This is a genomic window from Comamonas sp. SY3 (assembly GCF_041730275.1).
Taxonomy (GTDB): domain Bacteria; phylum Pseudomonadota; class Gammaproteobacteria; order Burkholderiales; family Burkholderiaceae_C; genus Comamonas; species Comamonas sediminis.
Genome location: NZ_JBGTYN010000007.1, coordinates 167,873 through 189,579, shown reverse-complemented (window position 1 = coordinate 189,579; position 21,707 = coordinate 167,873). Strand labels below are relative to the sequence as shown.

Annotated in this window: 24 protein-coding genes; 16 read left to right on the top strand and 8 right to left on the bottom strand. The window is 63.6% G+C overall.

Annotated elements, in window-relative coordinates; all coding sequences use genetic code 11:
- The first annotated feature begins 66 nt into the window (after positions 1-66).
- From ACCQ08_RS11895 to ACCQ08_RS11850, 10 genes are all read left to right on the top strand, one after another.
- A complete protein-coding gene (locus ACCQ08_RS11895) occupies positions 67-690 on the top strand; it encodes a TetR/AcrR family transcriptional regulator (protein WP_373449890.1) in 624 nt (207 codons plus the stop codon).
- A 222-nt stretch (positions 691-912) separates the two neighbouring features.
- Positions 913-1,140 carry a hypothetical protein gene (locus ACCQ08_RS11890; RefSeq protein WP_239809467.1) on the top strand — a complete coding sequence of 76 codons (228 nt, stop codon included), beginning with the start codon at positions 913-915 and terminating at the stop codon, positions 1,138-1,140.
- Between the two features lie 83 nt (positions 1,141-1,223).
- On the top strand, positions 1,224-1,547 hold the full coding sequence (locus ACCQ08_RS11885) for a DUF4148 domain-containing protein (protein WP_373449889.1): 324 nt from the start codon (positions 1,224-1,226) through the stop codon (positions 1,545-1,547).
- A 33-nt stretch (positions 1,548-1,580) separates the two neighbouring features.
- Positions 1,581-2,366 carry a DUF692 family multinuclear iron-containing protein gene (locus tag ACCQ08_RS11880; RefSeq protein WP_373449888.1) on the top strand — a complete coding sequence of 262 codons (786 nt, stop codon included), beginning with the start codon at positions 1,581-1,583 and terminating at the stop codon, positions 2,364-2,366.
- Entirely contained in the window at positions 2,339-2,620 is a 282-nt protein-coding gene (locus ACCQ08_RS11875; protein ID WP_312461553.1) for a putative DNA-binding domain-containing protein, read from the top strand. Before ACCQ08_RS11880 ends, ACCQ08_RS11875 begins: the two co-directional genes overlap by 28 nt.
- Complete coding sequence (locus ACCQ08_RS11870) at positions 2,574-3,038, top strand: DoxX family protein (protein WP_373449887.1); 465 nt, start codon at positions 2,574-2,576, stop codon at positions 3,036-3,038. The genes ACCQ08_RS11875 and ACCQ08_RS11870 overlap by 47 nt, the downstream gene beginning before the upstream one ends.
- 12 nt (positions 3,039-3,050) lie before the next feature.
- A complete protein-coding gene (locus tag ACCQ08_RS11865) occupies positions 3,051-3,620 on the top strand; it encodes a sigma-70 family RNA polymerase sigma factor (protein WP_239809472.1) in 570 nt (189 codons plus the stop codon).
- The gene (locus ACCQ08_RS11860) at positions 3,617-3,829 is read left to right on the top strand and encodes a hypothetical protein (RefSeq protein ID WP_373449886.1); all 213 of its coding nucleotides are present in this window, start codon (positions 3,617-3,619) and stop codon (positions 3,827-3,829) included. The genes ACCQ08_RS11865 and ACCQ08_RS11860 overlap by 4 nt, the downstream gene beginning before the upstream one ends.
- A 67-nt stretch (positions 3,830-3,896) precedes the next feature.
- Positions 3,897-4,298: a DUF3224 domain-containing protein gene (locus ACCQ08_RS11855; protein WP_313334340.1), complete on the top strand. Its 402-nt coding sequence runs from the start codon at positions 3,897-3,899 to the stop codon at positions 4,296-4,298.
- A gap of 212 nt (positions 4,299-4,510) precedes the next feature.
- Positions 4,511-5,071 carry a hypothetical protein gene (locus tag ACCQ08_RS11850; RefSeq protein ID WP_373449885.1) on the top strand — a complete coding sequence of 187 codons (561 nt, stop codon included), beginning with the start codon at positions 4,511-4,513 and terminating at the stop codon, positions 5,069-5,071.
- Positions 5,072-5,159: 88 nt separating this feature from the next.
- On the opposite strand, the gene ACCQ08_RS11845 is transcribed toward ACCQ08_RS11850, so the two are convergent.
- Entirely contained in the window at positions 5,160-5,567 is a 408-nt protein-coding gene (locus tag ACCQ08_RS11845; protein WP_239809476.1) for a BLUF domain-containing protein, read from the bottom strand.
- A 201-nt stretch (positions 5,568-5,768) separates the two neighbouring features.
- On the bottom strand, positions 5,769-6,335 hold the full coding sequence (locus ACCQ08_RS11840) for a hypothetical protein (RefSeq protein ID WP_373449884.1): 567 nt from the start codon (positions 6,333-6,335) through the stop codon (positions 5,769-5,771).
- A gap of 361 nt (positions 6,336-6,696) precedes the next feature.
- Here ACCQ08_RS11840 and ACCQ08_RS11835 point away from each other — a divergent pair, with 361 nt between their 5' ends.
- Positions 6,697-7,191, top strand: coding sequence for a DUF6314 family protein (locus tag ACCQ08_RS11835; RefSeq protein ID WP_373449883.1), 495 nt, complete (start codon positions 6,697-6,699; stop codon positions 7,189-7,191).
- A 147-nt stretch (positions 7,192-7,338) separates the two neighbouring features.
- Here the strand turns inward: ACCQ08_RS11835 and ACCQ08_RS11830 are convergent, their stop codons facing one another.
- The gene (locus tag ACCQ08_RS11830) at positions 7,339-7,629 is read right to left on the bottom strand and encodes a putative quinol monooxygenase (protein ID WP_373449882.1); all 291 of its coding nucleotides are present in this window, start codon (positions 7,627-7,629) and stop codon (positions 7,339-7,341) included.
- Between the two features lie 253 nt (positions 7,630-7,882).
- Positions 7,883-10,321, bottom strand: a complete 2,439-nt coding sequence (locus ACCQ08_RS11825; protein ID WP_373449881.1) for a membrane-bound PQQ-dependent dehydrogenase, glucose/quinate/shikimate family — start codon at positions 10,319-10,321, stop codon at positions 7,883-7,885.
- 140 nt (positions 10,322-10,461) lie between these two features.
- On the opposite strand from ACCQ08_RS11825, the gene ACCQ08_RS11820 reads away from it, so the two are divergent.
- Entirely contained in the window at positions 10,462-11,511 is a 1,050-nt protein-coding gene (locus ACCQ08_RS11820; RefSeq protein ID WP_373449880.1) for a bifunctional helix-turn-helix transcriptional regulator/GNAT family N-acetyltransferase, read from the top strand.
- 222 nt (positions 11,512-11,733) lie between these two features.
- Here the strand turns inward: ACCQ08_RS11820 and glmS are convergent, their stop codons facing one another.
- Positions 11,734-13,623, bottom strand: a complete 1,890-nt coding sequence (glmS, locus tag ACCQ08_RS11815; RefSeq protein WP_373449879.1) for a glutamine--fructose-6-phosphate transaminase (isomerizing) — start codon at positions 13,621-13,623, stop codon at positions 11,734-11,736.
- A gap of 136 nt (positions 13,624-13,759) precedes the next feature.
- Here glmS and ACCQ08_RS11810 point away from each other — a divergent pair, with 136 nt between their 5' ends.
- The gene (locus ACCQ08_RS11810) at positions 13,760-14,269 is read left to right on the top strand and encodes an Lrp/AsnC family transcriptional regulator (protein WP_373449878.1); all 510 of its coding nucleotides are present in this window, start codon (positions 13,760-13,762) and stop codon (positions 14,267-14,269) included.
- Positions 14,270-14,556: 287 nt separating this feature from the next.
- Positions 14,557-15,660 (top strand): diguanylate cyclase domain-containing protein, encoded by a 1,104-nt coding sequence (locus ACCQ08_RS11805; protein WP_373449877.1) that lies wholly within the window; start codon positions 14,557-14,559, stop codon positions 15,658-15,660.
- A gap of 89 nt (positions 15,661-15,749) precedes the next feature.
- On the opposite strand, the gene glmU is transcribed toward ACCQ08_RS11805, so the two are convergent.
- Together glmU and ACCQ08_RS11795 are read right to left on the bottom strand one after the other, a co-directional pair.
- Positions 15,750-17,168: a bifunctional UDP-N-acetylglucosamine diphosphorylase/glucosamine-1-phosphate N-acetyltransferase GlmU gene (gene glmU, locus ACCQ08_RS11800; RefSeq protein WP_373449876.1), complete on the bottom strand. Its 1,419-nt coding sequence runs from the start codon at positions 17,166-17,168 to the stop codon at positions 15,750-15,752.
- 157 nt (positions 17,169-17,325) lie between these two features.
- Entirely contained in the window at positions 17,326-17,742 is a 417-nt protein-coding gene (locus ACCQ08_RS11795) for a DUF2917 domain-containing protein (protein WP_373449875.1), read from the bottom strand.
- Positions 17,743-18,019: 277 nt separating this feature from the next.
- Here ACCQ08_RS11795 and ACCQ08_RS11790 point away from each other — a divergent pair, with 277 nt between their 5' ends.
- Positions 18,020-18,994, top strand: coding sequence for a LysR substrate-binding domain-containing protein (locus ACCQ08_RS11790; RefSeq protein ID WP_239809487.1), 975 nt, complete (start codon positions 18,020-18,022; stop codon positions 18,992-18,994).
- Between the two features lie 155 nt (positions 18,995-19,149).
- The gene (locus tag ACCQ08_RS11785; RefSeq protein WP_312461539.1) at positions 19,150-20,133 is read left to right on the top strand and encodes a tripartite tricarboxylate transporter substrate binding protein; all 984 of its coding nucleotides are present in this window, start codon (positions 19,150-19,152) and stop codon (positions 20,131-20,133) included.
- Between the two features lie 221 nt (positions 20,134-20,354).
- Here ACCQ08_RS11785 and tyrS read toward each other — a convergent pair whose 3' ends face one another.
- Positions 20,355-21,587, bottom strand: a complete 1,233-nt coding sequence (gene tyrS, locus ACCQ08_RS11780) for a tyrosine--tRNA ligase (RefSeq protein WP_312461538.1) — start codon at positions 21,585-21,587, stop codon at positions 20,355-20,357.
- Between the last annotated feature and the right edge of the window lie 120 nt (positions 21,588-21,707).

The following is a 21,707-nucleotide window of genomic DNA, read 5'->3' as shown; positions in this document are numbered from 1 at the left end:
CCGTACATCTTTTACAGCTATCGCCAATGCGGTTTGACAGACAATTGGCCAGCACCCGGAGAGACCATGGACCCCGAGAAAAAAGCAGCCCCGCGCGGGCGACCGCGCCTGATTACGCAAGAGCGCATTGCCGATGCAGGCATTGAGATCGGCTTGCCCCACATCACCTTTGTGGGCGTGGCCAGCGCGCTGGGCGTTACGCATATGGCGCTGTACAAGCATGTGCCGAGCCTGGCCGAGCTCAAGCACATGGTGGCCGAGGAGATCTTCAGGCGCTGGGAGTTTTCTCTGCCCAAGGTGGGCGTGCAGGAGGGTCTGCAGGACTACCTGGTCCGCTTCAGCGACTCGGTGCGCGAGTTCGCCAAAACCTACCCGGGCGTGACGCCCTATGTGATCCGCAGGCTGGTCGCCACCCCGGCCATGCTGGAGAAGATCGATGCGCACCAGCAAGAGGTCGCGCAGGCCTACCGCATCGACAAGGACCAGTCGCGCCAGCTGCTGGCCACCATCGCCTTCCATGGCCTGGCCGCTGCCGATTCGGTCTACTCCGCCGCGCGCCAGGAGACCGTGGTGCAGGCCAGCTACGAGGCAGAGACCGCCGAGATGGAAGGCGATCTGGCCCAGGGCATGCATGCGCTGATTGCCGGCGCGCTGCTCCAGCTGCAGCTGGACCCTGCGCTGAAGCCCTGACAGGAAAAGTTTCCTGAAGCGGCGCTGAGCCTCTGCGCCACGCTGCCCCTGCACCAGGGGCACACCGCTTCCAGCGCTTACAGCGCGTCTCTCGCCCAAGTTGTTCCAGGGCTCCAAAAAATATTTTCAAAAAGATGTCAGGAAGGGATGGGGTCGAACGACTCCCTCCACGTGGCAGCGCTGTGCTGTGCACGTTCAACCTTTCATCAATAGGAAATACCCATGAAGCTCAAGACCCTCACCACTTTGGCCGCCGCTGTACTCGCCACCTCCGCCTGGGCTGCTGGCAGCCAGGACAGCAAATGCGGCGCCGGCACCTGCGGCAAGAAGGAAAGCAGCACCAAGGACGCCGCCTGCTCCAAGAAAGACGGCGGCTGCTCCAAGAAGGACGCAGGTTGCTCCAAAAAGGATGGCGGCTGCTCCAAGAAGGATGGCGAAAAAGCCCACTGACCCCGTCCCACGACATCCACTACCGAGGCACCGGGTGAGCTCCACTCCCTCACCCGCCTCTCCTACAAGAAAGCACCCCAACCATGTTCAATCTCATCAGCACCCGCACCATCGTCGCAGCCAGCCTGGCCTTGGCCGGTGGCGCCCATGCCATGAGCACCGCCCCCGTCGGCAATGGCTCGGACTACCCCCCCTACCTGGAAGAGCCCAGCCAGCTGACGCGTGCCCAGGTCCGGGCCGAGTTCACCGAGGCCCGCAACAGCGGCATGCTGCTGCTCAAGGGCGACGAGTTCCAGACCACCATGACGCCACAAGGCATGCCGCTGAGCCGCGCAGAGGTGATCCGTGCAGCCACCCAGGCCCGCATGGATGGCACCTTGCCGCACGGCGATGGTTTTGGCGAGTAACAACGGCTGCTGCTGCACCCACCCGAGGGAGACATGATGATTGGCCTTGGTTTTCGACGTGAGATGCTGGACTGGGACATGTCCGCCGTCCAGGCCGACTTCTTTGAAGTCGCACCCGAGAATTGGATATACCGGGATCTGGCGCCGCTGCACGCGCTGATCGAGTCAGGCCGCCCGGTGCATCTGCATGGCGTGGCACTGAATCTGGGCGGCACTGCCGCACTGGACCAGTCGTTCCTGCGCGATCTGCGCAAGCTGATCAATGCACTGGGCCGCCCGCTGTACTCCGACCATCTGGCCGCCAGCGGGGACAGCCACCAGCTGTACGACCTGTTCGCAGTGCCCTTTACCGCGCCACAGGCACGCCGCGTTGCCGATCGCATCTGCGCGGTGCAGGATGCCCTGGGCATGCGCATCGCGATCGAGAACACCACCTGGTACACCAATATCGGCACGATGCCGGAGGCGGATTTCCTGGGCATGGTGCTCGAGCGTGCCGACTGCCAACTGCTGCTGGATCTCAACAACCTGTCAGTCAACCACAAGAACCATGGCGGGCTCAGCCCCAGCGAATTCGTGCAGCGCCTTGGCATGGGGCGGGTGAGCTACATGCATGTGGCGGGCCATGAGTTCGATCCACGCTTTGACCTGTTCATGGACACCCACAGCCAGCCGGTCGAAGCACACACCCAGCAGCTGGCCACCTGCCTGGCGGAGCGCCACGGCACGCCGGTGCTGCTGGAGTGGGACAACGATGTTCCCGGCATCGATGTGATCAACGAGGAATTGTCATGTCTGCGAACTTCTATGACTACGTGAGAGGCATTTCGGACCAGGTTCCGCTGGGCTACAGCCCCAACGGCATGCGCGCCTACCGGCACCTGGTCTATGTCGGGGCCAGCCAGATGGTGGAGGCCCATTTTCCCGAACTGCGCGAGCAACTGGGCGAGGACGCATGGCGCGAACTGATCGCAGCCTTTGTACGCGATTCGCGCTGGAGCTCGGCCTACTATGGAGATATGAAAGATGCATTCCTCGAATTCATTGCCATCGAGAGCACGCGAGAAGATTGACGGCCTGGGCCTGCTGCTGCTGCGCCTGTGGGTGGGGCAGGAGTTCGCGCTGGCAGGGTTCCGCAAGCTCTCGTCAGGCTGGACGGCGCCCAGCTGGTTTGCGGGCCTCGACTTCCCCATTTTTGTGGGCTTGCTGCCCGCGAGCGTCAACTGGGGCATAGCCGGTGTTGCCGAACTGCTACTGGGCATTGCACTGGTGCTGGGTATTGCCTCGCGCACCGCGTCACTGGGCCTGTTGTTCATCACCTATGTGGCTGTGTACAGTGTTCACTTCGACCTCGGCTGGGCCGGGTGGAACCAGATCGACAGCGATGATGGCCTGGGGTTCAAGGTGCCGCTGATGCTGGCCCTCATGCTGGTGGCCATCGTTACCCAGGGACCGGGCCGCTGGTCGTTCGACAGCTGGCGCAGGCCATAACCAAGGGCAGGAATGCACACTATCGCAGCAGATATCACCGTCCAATGGCGCCAAGCCATGCTGCGCTTTGCGATGCTGCACCTGCCTTCGCGTGAAGAGGCCGAGGACGCCGTTCAGGACACCTTGACCGCCTTGCTGCTGCTGGACCGCGCCAGCTTTGACGCCACCCAGGCCAAGAGTTACCTGTTCGGCATCCTGCGCAACAAGATCAATGACCGGCTGCGCCAGAAATACCGCGCACCGCTGAACTACGCCGAGGCCTTCAACGATGACCTCGACCAGGTCCTCTTCGACAAACGCGGCCACTGGGTCGATGGCGTGGCACCGGCCACCTGGGTCAATCCCCAGCAGCAGTTGCAGAACGACCAGTTCTTCCTCGTTGTGGATCTGTGTGTGCACAAGCTGCCCGCCAAGCCGGCACGGGTGTTTTCGATGAAGGAGTTCCTCGACTGTGAAGCCGATGAGATCTGCAGCACCTTGGGCATCACCAAGGCCGATTACTGGCAGTGCATGAGCCGCGCGCGCAAGCAGCTGCAGCTCTGCCTGCACCACAACTGGTTTGAGCAAGAAAGGGCGCCATGAAGTGCCGCGACTACATTTTTCAACTGACCTCCGGTCAACTGGAGGACGCGGGCACGGCCACCCAGATCGCTGCCTGGCAGCATCGCATGATTTGCTGGCGCTGCCGCGCGTTCACCCGCAATGATGCGGCGCTGCAAGACATGCTCAAGGGCCATGGTGACCATCTCCAGACCCCGCAGACCCCACCTGCCGAGCCCTCCGACAACTAGGCAACAGTGAGATACTGCACATAAATACAGCCCCGTGCCAGAATGCCATTTTTGCCTGGACATGCCCATGGACCACATCGCCACCGGATCCTTTGACATCACGCTGCAGCCAGAAGCCCTCAGCCCCGTCGCCGAGGCCACCGGCCTGGGCCGGCTCTCGCTGAACAAGCAGTTCAGCGGCGATCTGCAGGCAACGAGCCAGGGCGAGATGCTGTCTTTCCGCAGCGGCACCGCCGGCTCAGCCGGCTATGTGGCCATGGAGCGGGTGCAAGGCCATCTGCATGGCCGCCATGGCAGTTTTGTGCTGCAGCACAGCGCGAGCATGGCCCAGGGCGAGGCTAGCCAACACATCACCGTCGTGCCCGACTCGGCCACCGATGCACTGCAAGGGCTGCGCGGTACGATGCAGATCACCATCGACAACGGCCAGCATTCCTACCGCTTTGCGTACCAGCTGCCGCAGACCTGAGCCACGCTGCGCGCCGCCGGTGGCGAACCTGTCCCGGCGCTGCGATGGCATGCAGGACCGGGACTTTTTGCAGGGCGCGGCGTTTTCACGGTGGGCAGGGTGCGCCGCTGCTCCATAGAATGCAGAGCGAACCCTGCACCCTTCCCTGGCCCACATGCCCAGGGCGTTCCCACCTCTGCGCGACCACCGCACACCGCGCAAAAAGGCATGACATGACCCATGGCTTCCGCGATGCACCGGACGGCCTGCGCTACGCGGAGTCCATCAGTGGGCCGATGCGGCTGTTTGCCGCGACCATTGGCCTGGCGATGTTCCTGATTCCGGTCCCCTTTGTGCACCATGCCCACGCGGGCCTGCGCTGGTGGCAGTGGCTGCTGCTGGCAGCCTGCGTGGCGGTGCCAGCGCTGATGGGGATGTTTTTTCTGAGCCTGGCCGGTGGGCGCTGTCTGCGGCTGCATTTTGACAACCGCCAGCGCTGCATGCTTCGCCACCGGCGTTTTCCCTGGCCACGGCACCCCGAGCCCGTGCCCTATGCGCAGATCGATCCGCCCAGCGTGCTGGAGCGCAGCTTCGAGGACGGGCCGCACTATGTTGTGCGTCTAGCCGTTCGAGGCGAGCGTGCGATGCATCTGGGCAGTTTTGGGTGGCAGGCAGAGGCCCAGGAATGGTGCCAGCGCATTGCTGACCATCTGCAGCACCAGCCACCCCTGCCGACACCGATGGCCCCCACGCCAGGGTCGGAGGGTGCGCACGCAGACCCCCAAACGCGTTGAAGACGAGACTGAAGGGGCGAATGGGCTGGGAGACGAACCTTGTGCCGTTCGGGCTGCAGACCGGCAGCGCCGCACCTCACCCAGCCCTTCAAAAAATATCGAGTGTCCTGATGGCGCCCGCAAAGCGCTCCAGCGCGCCGCAGGGTTGGGTCTGGGCCAGCGACGGGATATCCAGACCGCTGCTGCCGAGATCGCTGTCCGCATACCCCATCACCCAGCCGGGGAAGCGGCGCTCAGGGCCAGACAGGCCTGCATCGACCACGGTGAAATCCGAATGCCGGGGATCGGCGCGCAGATGGGCCTCCAGCAAAGCCATCGCTTCCGGAGCGCCTTCCACATACTGCGCAAACCAGTCGCCGTCAAACACCAGCACGCCCGTGATGCCATGGATGGCATTCATTTCACGGGCCTGTTTGACGATGCGCCCCACCTCGGTGGAGCTGTAGCCGGCCGCCAGCCTGCTGATGTAGAGAAGGGACCGGAGGCTGGTAGGCATGGATGCGCTTTCGCTGTCAATGAACATTCAATGTACTTGCGCCCTTCGCAACCAGCACCCAAGGAGGGGCGTTTTTGTAGGTCACCAGGGCGGTGGGTGAACGGGCCCATGCCCAGATACGGCTTGCCCCTGGCAGCCGTGCAGACACGGCTGACCAGGGGCGAGCAGCAAGCGCTACAGTTGGCGCTCAATCAGCGGCAATTACTGGCCGAACTTGCGCTTGGCATCGGCAACGCAGGCGTCCTTGGCATCACCGGCCATCGCATCGCAACGCTCCTTGGCGGCCTTGTAGTCGGCTTCACGGCTCTTCTCGGCAGCGTCCTTGCGGGCATCAGCCACGTCAGACGGGTTGGACGAAGGCTTGGCGCTGACTTCGGCAACCTTGGCCGCTTCCAGAGCCTTCACGTGGGCAGCCTTGGCTTCCTTCTGGCAGACATCCTTGGTGTTGCCGGTCGCGTCATCGCACTTTTCCTTGGCGACATCGTATTCCGCATCGGCCTTGGCCTTGGCCAGGTCGTGGCGGTGGCCTTCGGTAGGCTCGGCGCGGTGCTTCAGATCGGCCAGCGCAATCTTCTTCTGGCCATCAGCCTGCTTCTTGCAGACATCCTTGGCATTGCCCTTCATGGGCTTGCACTGGTCGTTGGCAGCCTTGTACTTGGCCTCGATGCGATCCTTTTCCGTTTTTTGCTCGGGCGAGGTCATGGCAAAGACACCACCGGAGAAGAAAGCGGCGGCACACAGAGCGGCGATAGTGGGTTGGAGCTTCATGGTTTTTTTCCTTGGATCGTTATGGTGAAAGATCTGACTATTTTTTGCACCCATCAATGAAGCGCAAAAAATAATCTCCTGGCATGTCATTCATGCAATACCGCCACAATGGCTGCGTTGCTGGCCTCAATGGCGTGAATGAATTATCAGCAGCCACTGGCAGGCATGCTGTGGGTGGCAGGACGGACCCATGGTCAGATTTCACCTACCGGTGCAACGCACCGTTACGACTCGGGAAAGGGCCCTTCGGCAGTGTCTCAAACGCTGGCAAAATTCAGGGCCGCCGACTGCATGTTGCAGCCCTTGCGCCAAGCGCAGAGCGGCCCGCGCCAGACAACTACCGCCTATGGAACACGCCGCCATGACCCACGAGCGCCAGCCACCCTGGGTGGCTGAACAACTGCTGGCTGCGCTGCAAGGCGAATGGCGCTTTACCCGCAGCCTGCAGGACCTCGTCAGCCACCACCCCATTGGCACCGTGCAAGGCCAGGCACACTTCACACCCGAGAGCGCCAGCACGGCCCACTATGCAGAGAACGGCCAGATGGTGCTGCACAACGGCCAATCCTTTCGCGCCAGCAGCAGCTATTTTTTCAGCCAGCAAGGGGCTGACCTGTGCATCTACTTTGATGCGCAGCAGCAGCGCCTTTTTCACCAACTGCGCCCTGCACTGGACCCGCAGGGGCAGCTGAGCGCCAGCAGCTCGCACCTGTGCATCGCGGACCGCTATGACAGCCACTACGCGTTTTTAAGCAACGGCAGTTTTGTCATTGAGCACCAGGTGCGCGGACCGCACAAGTCGTACCGCAGCCATACGCTGTATGAGCGGCCGGGCCGTACAAACAACCAGGGCTGATGGGTCGGTAACTGCGAACTGCCTGGCCGGACAATACCGGCAATGCAGGCAACCGCTTGCTGCTGCCACTGCGCTCTACCCTCGCCTTGCACAACCCCAGTCCAACGCAGCCGGCTAAGTGGCGAGCGCGATGCGCATCAGGGCCAGTTAGCCCTGCGCCTGCCATTCGACAAATTCCATCCTTTGGGATGCGCACAGGCGGTTCAGCGCCGCCACGCCCTGCACAAAGTGCGGCTCCTTCTCATGCGCCGCCAACGCCTGGCGGTCGGTCCATGCCTCAAAGAGATAGACCAGCTCTTGGCCCACCGCAAGGTCGTAGCGCAGGCAGCCAGCCTCCTGCCGGCTGTCCCGCGCCAAGGTGGTAAGCGTTGAGACGACGTCCGGCAAATGGCCGGGCAGGGGTTGCAAGGTGACGATCAGGTTCAGCGGTGCAGTCAATTCTGGCTCCTTGGGTGAGATGGCGTTGTGGATCAACAGAGTCGTCAATACAAGCCTAGCATTGATGCGCATACAGGCGCAGCGAGGGCAGTCAACGCCGATCGACCGCAACCGTGTAGCGGCTAAAAATGCAAACGCCCGATGCAGTGCACCGGGCGTCATGGGCCGGATGGCTCCGGCATTTTTTATCCGTCCCAACTAGCAACTTCCATCGCGGCGGGCCATTCTCAGTTGCAGCCTGTACGCAGGCCGGTCACTTCGCGTCCGGCAAGGCGTAGGCAATGATGTAGTCACCGCGATCGGGGGCTGTGCGGCCACCGCCTGCCGTCACCACCACATACTGCTTTCCGGAGCTGGGGGACTTGAACACCAGCGGTGTGGACTGCGCACCCACGGGCAGGGGCGACTTCCAGATCTCTTCGCCGGTCTTCACATCCATGGCACGCAGATAGTAATCAGCCGTGCCCGTGTAGAAGATCAGACCGGATGCGGTCGCCACCGGGCCGCCCAGCGAGGGCATTCCGATGGGGATGGGCAAACCGGTCTTGATGCCCATGGGGCCCATCTGCTCTACGGTGCCCAAGGAGCGCTGCCAGGCGATCTTGCGCGTCTTCAGGTCGATGGCGGTCATCATGCCGAAAGGCGGATCGGTACAGGGCACGCCAATCTGCGAGGTGACCATCACACGGTTTACACCGTAAGGGGTACCTTCCATCGGCACCACACCAGCGACGCTCGGCGTGGTCTTGCCGGAGGCGATGATGGCCTTGTCGGCTTCCGCGCGTGGCAGAAGCCGGGCCTTCATCATGATCCGCATATCGTTCACGATGAGGTAGTCGTGGACCTTGTCGATGGAGATACCGCCCCAGTTCATCGTGCCGAACGGCGATGGGTGGGGGATGTACCAGTTGGTGCTTGGCGGTGTGAAGTCGCCCTTGTATTCCAACTGCTTGAACGCTATGCGGCAAGCCAACTGGTCGATGGGGGTAATGCCCCACATCTGCGCTTCGGTCAGCACCCCTTGGCGAATCTGCGGCATGCCTACCGAGTAGGGTTGCGTGGCAGCGAGCTTCTCGCCTGGCAAGCCCTCGGTGGACACCGGCTTTTCCTGCACTTCTGCGATCGGCTTGCCAGAGCGGCGGTCGATCACGAAGATCTCGCCACGCTTGGTGGTCTGAATCAGCGCGGGAATCCGCTCGCCGTTGTCGCCAGGCACGTCGTAGAGGACGGGCTTGGAAGGCAGGTCGTAATCCCACACGTCATGGTGCGTGGTCTGGAACACCCAGCGTTCGGCGCCAGTCCGCGCATCCAATGCCACGACCGAGGAGCTGACACGGTCGGTTTCCGGGGTGCGGTGGCCGCCATACATGTCGGGCGTGCCGTTGCCCGTGGGCAGGTAGACCAGGCCCAGCTCGGCGTCGTACGTAGGGGCGGCCCAGGTATTGGGTGTGCCGCGGGTGTAGTGCTCGCCGGGGCCCGGCGCCGTGGTCACGCCGGGACGGCCCACATCCCATGCCCATGCCAGCTCACCGGTCACGGCGTCGAATGCGCGCACCGCGCCAGAAGGTTCATCGACCGATTGGTTGTCCATCACCCAGCCGCCCACCAGCAGGCGGTCGCCGGCCAGCACAGGGCCAGCCGTGGGGTTGTAGAAGCCGGGCACGATGTCGCCCATGCCGGTGGCCAACGACACCTGGCCGTTCTTGCCGAAGTCGCCGCAGAACTGGCCGCTGGCAGCATCCAGCGCGATCAGGCGCATGTCAGCCGTGGTCAGGTAGATGCGACGCGCGCATGCGCCGCCGGGCGGGGTAACGGGGGCCGACGCAGCCGGCGTCTTTTGGACTGGGGCCGATTCAGCAGCCTGGGGCAATTCGTAATACGCCAGTGAGCGGCAGCGCTGCCAGGTGGGGCTGAAGCCCGAATTCACCTTGGGGTCGAACGTCCACAGCTGCTTGCCCGTGTCCGCCTCGATCGCGAAGACCTGGTTGGAGGGCGTGCAGGCATACAGCACATTGCCGATCTGCAGCGGGGTATTCTGGTTTTCTTTGCCGCCGAAGGCGAAGTCCCCGGTGCGGAAGGTCCAGGCCACTTGCAAGCCCTTGACGTTGCCGGGCGTGATTTGGTCCGCGGTGGCAAACTGCGTGCCATCCGGCGTGCGGCCGTAGTTGGTCCAGTTGGCATGGTCATCGCCGGGCTGGTAGCCCTGTGCGATCTCGGGCTCGGCCCCGGGCTTTACCGTCCAGATGGGCTGGAATGCGGCGATGAAGGCCCCAACGATCCCCAGCGCAAGCAACGCAGCCGTGCCGCGAGACGCGCCTTTGATATGGGCACAACGCTCGCTACCGCGCAGGTAGGGCACCACCAGCGCAATCAACATACCGAGAACGGCGGGCAGGCCGATGCGTGCTGCAAGCGGCCAGAAATGCCATCCCGCCTCCCACAATGCCCAGACGACGGTAATGGCCAAGCAGGCGGCATAGAGCCAGGCGCCACGTACATCCGCTCGGACCAGAAAGACACCGGCCACCAGAACCAGCAGTCCCACCGGCAGATAATAAAAAGAGCCCCCAAGCTGCAAGAGTTGAAGGCCACCATAGGCAAGATAGGCGCCCAACGCGATAGCGATGACGCCCAGGATGGCCGCGAACACCCGGGCGGCGCGCGGAGCCCGTGCGGGCTGACTGGCTGACATACAGAAGATCTCCGAAGATATATGCACCAGACCCGAGCCCCATGCTCCGGTCTGGATGGCGCACCGCAGCAGGCGTTCATGGTGTACCGCTCCGTCATTGGTTGCGATGCGCAACTTTTATTGTAATTTAATGTCTGTATTTGAGTGAGACCATCTCCATATTGGCCATAAGCAAATTGCGAAACGCAACTAAAACAATGACAAGCCCCCGCCCTGCCCCTTCCATCCCCCTTGACGTCGTCCATCAGTTGCGGGGGTTTTCTCGCCAGCTGGTGCGTGAGCTGGGCTATCTGCGGTCACCGTTCGGCGGCAGTGAGCTGGCTCCTTCTGCTGTCCACGCCATCATCGAGATAGGCGCGCAGCCTGGTCTCCAGGCCCGCGATCTGGCTGCACTGCTGCGGCTGGACAAATCCAACACCAGCCGGCAGCTGGCCAAGCTGGAGGCCATGGGTTTGGTCCGCAGAGAATCGGCCGCCGACGACGCCCGTTCTTCCCGCTTGTTTCTCACGGACGAGGGACGGGACTTGCAGGTTCGGATCGACCACTTTGGCACCGCACAGGTCACGCGCGTGCTGCAACAACTGGAGCCTCATGAACACGATGCGCTGAACCGGCTGCTGTCCCTGTACGCGTCTGCGCTGTCACGCGACAACGCCCATGTGGACCGGCCGGCCCAGATCGAGCGCCAGCTGTCGTCCGGATATACGCCCGGCATGCTGGGCGATGTGTCTGCCATGCTGGCGCGGCATTTTGCTGTGCAAGGCATGGATGCGAAGGCCTGCGAATGCCACACCGCGATGGAGCTTTCGGCCTTTCTGCAGTCGCCGCTGGACGAGGGGAACGGCATGTGGCTTTACCGGGAAGACACGCGTGTGCTGGGCTGCATCGTGCTCGAGGGCAATCCGCTCACGCGCGTGGGGCGGCTGCGGTGGTTCATTGTGGACAGCAGTCTGCGTGGCCTGGGCATTGGCAAGCGCCTTCTGGTAAAAGCACTGGCCCAGGCGGACCTGCATTTCGACGAAATCCATCTGGCGGACCTGGGCGAGTCCAGCGCCACGGCCGCCCTCTACGGTTCTCAGGGGTTTGCGCTGGTGTCCGCGCGGCCCGTGACGCGGTGGGGAGTGGAGACCACCGAAAGGCGCTTTCTTCGCTTGCGGAATGCGCGAGCAGGACTGCAGAACAAGGCCTAACCCGCCTCTGCGGTAGAGGACCGGCATCGAGCGCAACGCACTGGAGGACGGGCCCCTGACGCCAACCCGCCAGGTCCGCCCGTGCTTCTTCAGGAAGCCCAAGCGCCCATCGCGCCCCTCGCCTTTGCCACGCTACGGCTGTGACGAGAAGCCGCATGCGCGCGTCATGCGGCTTCGCGGCCTGAGTGACCCAGAACCATGGGGCAACGAGGCAGGCAGCGCTTACTCCACCGTGACCGACTTGGCCAGGTTGCGCGGCTTGTCCACATCGGTGCCGCGCGCCACGGCCGTGTGGTACGACAACAGCTGCAGCGGCACCACATGCAGGATGGGGCTGAGCACGCCATAGTGCTCGGGCATGCGGATCACATGCATGCCTTCGGCGTTCTCGATGTTGGTGTTGGCATCGGCCAGCACATAGAGCACACCGCCACGCGCCCGCACTTCCTGCATATTGCTCTTGAGCTTTTCCAGCAGCTCGTCATTGGGGGCCACGGTGACGACCGGCATCTCGCTGTCCACCAGCGCCAGCGGGCCGTGTTTCAGCTCACCGGCCGGGTAGGCTTCGGCGTGGATGTAGCTGATCTCCTTGAGCTTGAGCGCGCCTTCCAGTGCAATCGGGTAGTGGATACCCCGGCCCAGGAAGAGCGCGTTTGGCTTGCGCGCAAAATCCTCGGCCCAGCTGACCACCTGGGGCTCCAGCGCCAGCACGGCCTGCAAGGCGACGGGCAGGTGGCGCATTTTTTCCAGGTAGGTATCGGACTGCGCCTCGGTGATCTGGCCCTTGCTCTGGCCTAGCGCCAGGGTCAGCAGGAACAGGCCTGCCAGCTGCGTGGTGAAGGCCTTGGTGGAGGCCACACCGATTTCCATGCCGGCGCGGGTGATGTAGCTCAGCTTGCACTCGCGCACCATCGCGCTGGTGGCCACGTTGCAGATGGTCAGGGTGTTGGTCATGCCCAGGCTCTGCGCATGGCGCAGCGCCGCCAGCGTGTCGGCCGTCTCGCCCGATTGGCTGATCGTGACCACCAGCGCCCGGGGGTTGGGCACGCTCTTGCGGTAGCGGTACTCGCTGGCCACTTCGACATTGCAGCGGATGCCCGCGAGGCCCTCCATCCAGTATTTGGCGGCACAGCCGCTGTAGTAGCTGGTGCCACAGGCGAGGATCAACACCTCGTCAATCTCTTTGAAGATACGCCAGGCGGCGGTGCCATCCGGGCCATCGAACAGTTCGGGCACAACGCTTTGCACGCCCTCCAGGGTTTCCGCAATCGCGCGTGGCTGCTCGAAGATCTCCTTTTGCATGTAGTGGCGGTAGGGGCCCAGCTCCACAGCACCGCTGTGGGCATGCACGGTCTTGACCGGGCGCTCGGCAAGGTCCAGCGTTTTGCCGTGGTGGTCCACCACCCAATAGCGGCCAATCTGCAAATCGACCATATCGCCTTCTGCCAGGTAGACGATCTGGTCGGTCACGCCGGCCAGTGCCATCGCGTCGCTGGCCAGGAAGTTCTCGTTGTTGCCCACGCCCAGGATCAGCGGCGAGCCTGCGCGCGCGCCAACCACGCGGTGGGGTTCGTCCTTGTGCATGACGGCAATGGCATAGGCGCCGCGCAGCGCCTTGATGGCCTGCTGCAACGCGCTGAACAGGTCGCCGTCGTAATGGCTATCCACCAGGTGGGCAATTACCTCGGTATCGGTCTGGCTCAAAAACTGGTAACCCTTGGCCTGCAGCTCGGCGCGCAGCGCCTCATGGTTCTCGATGATCCCGTTGTGCACCAGGGCCACACGGCCCACTGCCTGCACATCGGCCACGCCCGGGCCGGCGCTGAAATGCGGGTGGGCATTGTGCACGGCGGGTGCGCCATGCGTGGCCCAGCGCGTATGGGCGATGCCGGTGGCGCCCTGCACCTGTTCGCTGGCCACCTGCTCCATCAGCTCGGCCACACGGGCCGTACTGCGGGCGCGGCGCAGGCCGCCGGGCTGCCGGCCGTCGAGGCTGGCCTCATGCACGGCTACGCCGCAGGAGTCATAGCCACGGTACTCCAGCCGCTGCAGGCCTTGCACCAGCACCGGGACGATATTGCGCATAGAAACTGCACCAACAATGCCGCACATAGCTTTCACTCCTTGATCAACAATGGCAGCAGTGTAGACAGGTGGTTGTATTATTTTCTTTCCATTTTTCATGGTAGATGAAATAAAATTTCAACAAATATATTCATTGAAATAAAATTTCAAAATGGACAATGAAATGAATGATTTCACCTTGGACATCATAGATTTGCAGCTGCTGGACGCGTTGCAGAAGGATGCCTCCGTCAGCAACCAGGCGCTGGCCGACAAGGTGCATGTCTCGCCCCCCACCTGCCTGCGCCGCACCAAGCGGCTGCGCGAGATGGGGCTGATCGCCGCCGAGGTGGCCCTGCTCTCGCACGATGTGCTGGCCCAGGTGCAGGGCTTTGGCCTGTTTGCGCTGGTGGAGGTCAGCCTGGACCGGCAGGGCGCTGAAGGGCTGGATGCCTTTGAGGCCTTCGTCGTGCAGAACGACCAGGTGCAGCAGTGCTGGCGGGTCAGCCCGGGGCCGGACTTTGTACTGGTGGTCTACGCCCATGACATGCCCGGTTATCTGGCCTTGACGCAAAAGCTGTTCACTTCGCAGAGCAATGTGCGCAATGTGAAAACCTACTTTGCCACCAAGCGCAGCAAATTCGTCACCCGCATTCCGCTGCCCAAAGGGCCGCACCTGTCGCTGCACAGCTGAGGGCAGGACTCCCGTCTCGGAAGGGTATTACCCGATTGAGACAACGGGCATTGGCTGCAGCGGTTTCACCGGGAAGACCGGCCCCGACAAAGGCCACAGCGATGTGCGTGACCACTCTGCAGCGGGCGTGAATGACATAAATCTTCAACAAATGTCAGCGGAGCCTACAAGCTTGTCGCGGCGATAGTCCGGCCTCATACTGGCGCTATGAGTATCAAACAGTAACATCATGAGGCGGGTCCTTCGATGCATGGGCGAAATGACTCATCGGGCAAGAGAGGCTAACCATGGTGCATATCGAAATGGACAGCACCCAGCAACGCAGCGACTGGGGCCGCATTGTTTTTCTGGCGTCCTGTGCGCTGGCCGCTGCGGGGGCCCTGTGGCAGCGCAATGCCTCCTGGCCGGTGTGGCTGGCGATCGTGCTGCCACTGGTGGCCTGGCCATTGCTGGCCCGCTGGCGTACGCACCGCACAGGCGGCTCCGACATCAACGACGTGATCCTGTCCTTTGTCGACGGTCTGGTGATCGGCGTCTGGGTCGCGCTGGTGCATTTCCACCTGCTGACCAGCGCGATCATGCTGATGGTGCTGGTCCACTGCGCCTACGCGATGCAAAGCGTGCGCCATGCCGTGCTGGCCATTGCGGGGGCCATCGCAGGCGTCGCCGTTGCCGGGCTGCTCACCTCGTTTGACGTCCAGCACAGCACGAGCAGCTTCACCATCGCCGGAAGCCTGCTGGCAGTCGCCCTCTACCTGGCGATGCAAGGCATTGCCACTGGCCACCTGCTGCGCAGCCTGGCCCACAAGGAGCAGATGCTGATGGTGATGCGCCGGGTCGATGCGATGACCGGCTTCTTTGGCCGCATGTACTGGCAGGACCTTGCGACCCGCCTGTTCGCCTATGCCAAGCAAAAGGACATCCCTGCCTTCCTCATCGTTGTAGATGTGGATAACTTCCGCGAGCTCAACAGCCGCCATGGTGATACCGCCGGCGACGAGGTCATCATTGCGGTGGCCAACACCTTGCGCACCTGCGTGCGGCCGGGTGATGCCACCTGCCGCTTTGGCGGCGACTCCTTTGCGGTGCTGCTGTCCGGGGTGAACCTGGACATCGCCAACCAGATCGCCGACCGCATCCACAGCCAGGCGCTCAACCGCCGCCTGCGCGATTGGCCCGATGTGCAGATCAGCGTCAGCATCGGCATCGCCAGCCTGGCCAAATACCACCAGTCGGTGGACGACTGGATCCACCAGGCGGAAGCCGCGCTGGAGCAGGCCCGGGGCGCGCCCCGCAGCTACGGCAGCCATGCCACGCTGGAACCCATCTCGGCCGCCCACCTGGCGGAGCTGGCCAGCATGCCAGGCCCCGGAGCCCCCGCAGGCGCCTGACCACAGCCTTCATCCCCTCAGGCGCCGGGGGTGGTGGCTCTTCAGCCGACGCCAGGCGCCTGTGCTGATATGCCCAGGCGCTCTGTCGCTCAAGACTTCTTCTGCGGCCGTTGCCAGTTCGCAATGCTGACCTGCTTGCCGCGCGCCACGCTCAAGGCGCCCGGCGGCGTGCTCTTGGTGATGGTGGAGCCGCCGCCCACGGTACCGCCGGCACCAATGGTCACCGGGGCCACCAGCACGCAGTTGCTGCCCACATGCACATCGGCTTCGATGATGGTGCGGTGCTTGTTCGCGCCGTCGTAGTTGGCGGTGATGCTGCCCGCGCCGTAGTTGACCCGCTCGCCGACCTCCGCATCGCCCAGGTAGGCCAGGTGGTTGGCCTTGGCGCCATCGGCCAGCCGCGAGTTCTTGACCTCGACAAAATTGCCGATGTGCACCTGCCTGCCCAGTTGGGCACCAGGGCGCAGGCGGGCAAACGGCCCCACCAGAGCGCCCTCACCCACCTGGGCGCCTGCGGCCTCGCCATCGATATGGGTAAACGGATGGATCACCGCATCGGCCGCGATCTCGGCATTGCTGATGTGGCAGTAGGCGCCAATGCGCGCGCCATCGCCAATGCGCACCTGGCCACCAAAGATGCAGCCCACATCGATCTCCACATCCTGGCCGCAGAGCAGTTGTGCCTTGCCGCCGCGCGCATCGTCGCGCAGGTCAAAACGGGCCGGGTCGGCCATGCGCACACCCTGGGCCATCAGCGCCTGGGCCTGGCGCATCTGGTGGGCACGCTCCAGCTCAGCCAGTTGCTGGGGGCTGTTGATGCCGGCCACCTGCAGTACATCGGCGATGCAATGGCCTTCGACGGCCACGCCATCGGCAACGGCCATCGCCACGATGTCGGTCAGATAGTACTCACCCTGGGCATTGTGGTTGTTCAGCCGGGCCAGCCAGGGCTTGAGCCAGCGTGCCGGCACGGCCATGATGCCGCTGTAGATCTCGGTGATCGCGCGCTCCTGCGCATTCGCATCCTTTTGCTCGACGATGCGCTGCACCGTGCCTTCGGCATTGCGCACGATGCGGCCGTAACCGGTGGGATCGGGCATGTTGACGGTGAGCAAGGCCATGCGGTCGCTGCCCGCCGCATCAAGCAGGCCCTGCAAGGTGTCTGCCTGCGTCAGCGGCACATCGCCGGACAGCACAATCGCCATGCCATCGTCGGCCAGCAGCGGCACCGCCTGCTGCACGGCGTGGCCCGTGCCCAGTTGCGGCTCCTGGCGCGCAAAGGCCAACTGCGTGCCGCCCGCGCTGCTCTGGCCGATCGCCGCCTCCACCTGCTCGGCGCCGTGGCCGGTGATCACCACCGCTGAGCGGGCCTGCAGCTGTGCAGCGGTATCGAGCACATGCTGCAGCAACGCACGCCCGGCCAGCTTCTGCAAAACCTTGGGGTGGCGGCTTTTCATGCGCGTACCCTTGCCAGCGGCCATGATGATGATGTCGAGTGGAGCGTTCATGGTGAATCAGCGAGGCGGCGCCGGGCGCCACCTCTTAAAAGACAAAACCCTGCGATTATCGCGCGCTCCAACGGCTGCGGGCCTGCACCGGCGCAAGCGCTGTCAGGCAAAAAAACAGCCTGCACGGGGCAGGCTGTTGATCGGAATGACGCAGAGCTTAGAGGTTGTAGAGCATGCTGCCGTCGGTCTTACCCCATTGGAAGCGGGTGAACCAGCGGGCTGGCTGCTCATCCAGGTTGGGCTGGCCGCCCTGGTTCTTGGGGAAGTGGTAGACCAGCGGATCCTGGCGCTTGCTCTCGATGACGACCGATTGGCCCGCTTTGAGAACCACGGTGTGACCGGCGTGCAGTACCAGATCACCGGCCTGCAGGCTGGCTTCGTTGCTCAGACCCAGGCCCAGCGTAATCCAGGCGGTGCCTTCGGAGATGCGCAGCACAACGTCACGCTGGGGCACAAAGCTGATGGCCTTGCCAGTGGGCAGAATGCGCATCTCGGCGGCAGCCGACGCAGCGCGGCTGGCACGCGCGGGGCGCGTAGCGATGGTGCCAGCGGACAGAACATGAGATGCAGACATAGCCATGGTGGTTTCCTTTGCAGGGCCCTGGTGTCGAAGCGATCCTAGGGTTTACCCGATATGCGTATCTTGCGCCTTGGCCACGCCGGCGTCCAATGAATAAAAGAGGGCCGATCAATGCAGCCACAGCATTAATGGTTTACCCTAGGTTTTGAAGTTTCCGCGGCCCCCGGGCCGCGCCAAGCCAGCGGCAGCTATCGAAGCAGGAGCATGATGGACGCCTGCCCCGGGGATACACCCTGGCGCAGTGTGTACTTCTTGCTACAGTGCCTCCACCATGCCAGACCTGCCTCTGCCGCCTTCCCTGCTCCGCACCCGGCCCATCGCCGTGGGCCATCTGCGCGCCTTTCTGGCGGTGGCCCGCTACTTGAACTTTCGCGCCGCCGCCGAGGAGCTGGCGCTGACCCAGTCTGCCGTCAGCCGCCAGATCCAGGCGCTGGAGGATGAGGTCGGTATTGCGCTGTTTCTGCGCCATACCCGCGCGGTGGAGCTGACCAGCGCCGGCGCCCAGCTCCAACGCGCGGTATCCCCCGCCATCGAGCGCATCGACTCGGCCGTGCGCCTGATCCGCCAGACCAGCGGCCGCAAGAGTGTGGCCATCACCACCTGGGCCAGCTTTGCGTCGATGTGGCTGATTCCGCGCATGGAGGCCTTCCAGCGCGACAACCCCGAAATCGACATCCGCATCGATGCCACCGACAACGTGCTCGACCTGGAAACCTCCGATGTGGACCTGGCGCTGCGCTACAGCCTGCCCCAGCACGCCACTGCCAACGCGCAGCGCCTGTTTGGCGAGCAGTTGGCCGTCGTCGCCAGCCCCTGGCTGCTGCAAAGCCACCCGCGCATCAGCCAGCCCGCCGATGTGGCCCGCCATACCCTCATTGAAGCGGGCGACGCCCACCGCCTGCAGCACCTGGACTGGCTGACCTGGGAGCGCTGGCTGGAGCTGCATGGCTGCGGCAATCTGCAGCCCAAGCGCTGGCTGTTCCTCAACTATGCCCACCAGATTGCGCAGGCCGCCCTGACCGGCCAGGGCCTGGCGCTGGCGCGCATGCCGCTGGTCGCCGATGCGCTGGCCAATGGCGACCTGGTCGAGGTGCTGCCCGAGTTCCGCATGGATTCCCCCCTCGCCTACTGGCTGATCATTGGCCCGCGCAGCCAGCAGCGCCCCGAAGTCACTGCCTTTTGCGCCTGGCTGCAGTTGCAGGCCGCCGCCACGCGCACGGCCATTGGCGATACCTCCGGCAACTGATGGGGGCTGGGGAAAGCCAACGCTGATACGCCCACCCTCTCAGCCCCGGCCAATTCACTATTAGACAAGGCAGAGCACCCTCCCTACAGTCAAAGCGGCTGCCTGCGCGTTCCATACCCGCAGGCAGCCACCTATAACGACACAAGGAGACTGCCATGTTCCACCCTCGCTTTGGCCGCCGGCGGGCGCTGGCGCTGTGTGCGGCGCTGCTCGCTGGCGCGGCCAGCCCGGCGCTGCAGGCCCAGGACTTTCCCAGCAAGCCCATCAAATTCATCGTGCCCTTCGGGCCGGGCAGCGGCACCGATACGTCAGCGCGCTATTACGCCAAAAAGCTGCAGCAGCTCAGCGGCCAGCCGGTGGTGGTGGAGAACAGGCCGGGTGGCAATGGCTTCATAGCGGTCAAGCAGGCCTTGTCGGCCCCGGCGGATGGCTACACGGTCTTTATCGGCAGCAACTCCACCCTGGCGGTGAACACGGCGCTGTTCAAAGCGCTGCCCTATGACCCGCAAAAGGACTTTGCGCCGCTGACGATGATGATGCGCGCGCCGGCCATCGTCGTGGCGCCGGGCGATGCCGATACCAAGCAGCTCAAGGATCTGGTGGCCAAAGCCCAGGCCAGCCCCGGCAAGATCAACTTTGGCGCGGGCTCGGCCGGCTACCAGCTGATGGGTGAGCTGTTCAACGATGTGGCCAAGGTGCAGACCGTGCACGTGCCTTTCAAGGGCGCGGGCGAGGTCGCCACCGCCGTGGCCGGCCATACGGTGGATTACGCCTTTGCCGAGGCCACCTCGGTGCAGGAGCTGATCAAGGCCGGGCGCCTGACGGGCCTGGCCGTCGCTTCCGACAGCCGCGTGGCCGCGCTGCCCAACGTGCCCACCGCCCGCGAAGCGGGGCTGCCTGGCATCGAGGCCTACACCTGGGTGGGGGCGATGGTCAGCAGCAAGACGCCCGAGGACATCAGCGCCAGGCTGGCGGGTTGGTTCATGCAGATTGCAGCCGAGCCCGAAACCCAGCAGTTCTATGCCAACCTCGGCGCCACCGCGATGAGCGGCGGCCCGGCGCAGATGCGCCAGTTCCAGGCCGATGAGATTGCGCTGTGGAAGCGCATTGCGACCCAGGCCAAGATCGAGCTGCAGTAAATCTGCAGGCCGCCTGGCCTAGGGGCGCGGCCCCGGGAACCTGACTGCTCAGCGGCTGGGGCTGGAAGTCAGGCTCACAGGGCTGAGGCCATCCTTGCGGGCTGGCGCATGCCAGCCGCTGCCAAAAAGAGCCATTCAGAAAAAAGAGCCGTTCCCCCACAAAGGGAAGCGGCTCTTTGATCGAACAGCCAGCCCGGCAAGCCCGGCTGGGCAACCCCGCTTTACGCCAAGGTGACCCGGGCAAACTTGCGCTTGCCCACTTGCACGACAAAGGTGCCGGCGGGCAGCTTCAGGCCCTTGTCCTCGATGACCACACCATCCACCCGCACACCGCCGCCATCGATCAGGCGGTTGGCTTCACTGGTGGAAGGGGCCAGGTTGGCCTGCTTGAGCAGCGCGCCAATGCCCAGCGGCGCACCGCTCAGCGCGACGTCGGGGATGTCGTCCGGAATGCCGCCCTTGCTGCGGTTGATGAAATCCTGCTCGGCCGCATCGGCCGCTGCTGCGCTGTGGAAACGCGCGGTGATTTCCTTGGCCAGCAGCACCTTGGCGTCCTTGGGGTTGCGGCCGCCTTCGATCTCCAGCTTGAGCGCAGCGATCTCCGGCAGGCTCATGAAGGACAGCAAGGTGAACCAGTCCCACATCAGATCGTCCGAGATCGACAGCACCTTGGCAAACATGGTGTTGGCGTCTTCGGTGATGCCGATGTAGTTGTTCTTGGACTTGGACATCTTGTGCACGCCGTCCAGGCCCACCAGCAGCGGCATGGTCAGCACGCACTGGGATTCCTGGCCGTACTCGGCCTGCAGATGGCGGCCCATCATCAGGTTGAACTTCTGGTCGGTACCGCCCAGCTCCAGGTCGCTCTTGAGCGCCACCGAGTCATAGCCCTGCAGCAGCGGGTACAGGAACTCGTGCAGGCTGATGGAGCTGCCTTCGTGGAAACGGGTGTGGAAGTCGTTGCGCTCCATCATGCGCGCCACGGTGTACTTGGCCGACAGCTCGATCATGCCGCGTGCGCCCAGCTTGTCGCACCACTCGCTGTTGTAGCGCAGTTCGGTCTTGCTTGGGTCGAGCACCTTGTAGGCCTGCTCCTTATAGGTCTCGGCATTCACCTGGATCTGCGCAGCGGTCAGCGGCGGCCGGGTGCTGTTGCGGCCCGAGGGGTCGCCAATCAAGGTGGTGAAATCGCCGATCAGGAAGATCACGGTATGGCCCAGGTCCTGCAGCTGGCGCATCTTGTTGAGCACCACGGTGTGGCCAATGTGGATATCCGGGGCCGTAGGGTCCAGGCCCAGCTTGATGCGCAGCGGCACGCCCGTCGCCTCGGATTTGGCCAGTTTTTTGACCCATTCCTCCTGTGGCAGCAGCTCATCCACCCCACGCAGACTTACCTGCAAAGCCTCTTGCACACGTTCGGTAACAGGGTAAGTTGTAACAGTCGATTGATTCATATGGGGTTTCTCAGGTTGCCAGCAAAGCCGAGGGCGTTATACTGCGTCCCTTGCGTTGCAGCGTTTTATTCTAGCCGCGTCTGTCAGACGATGTCCCAAGGGGACTTCATCCAGGCCCGC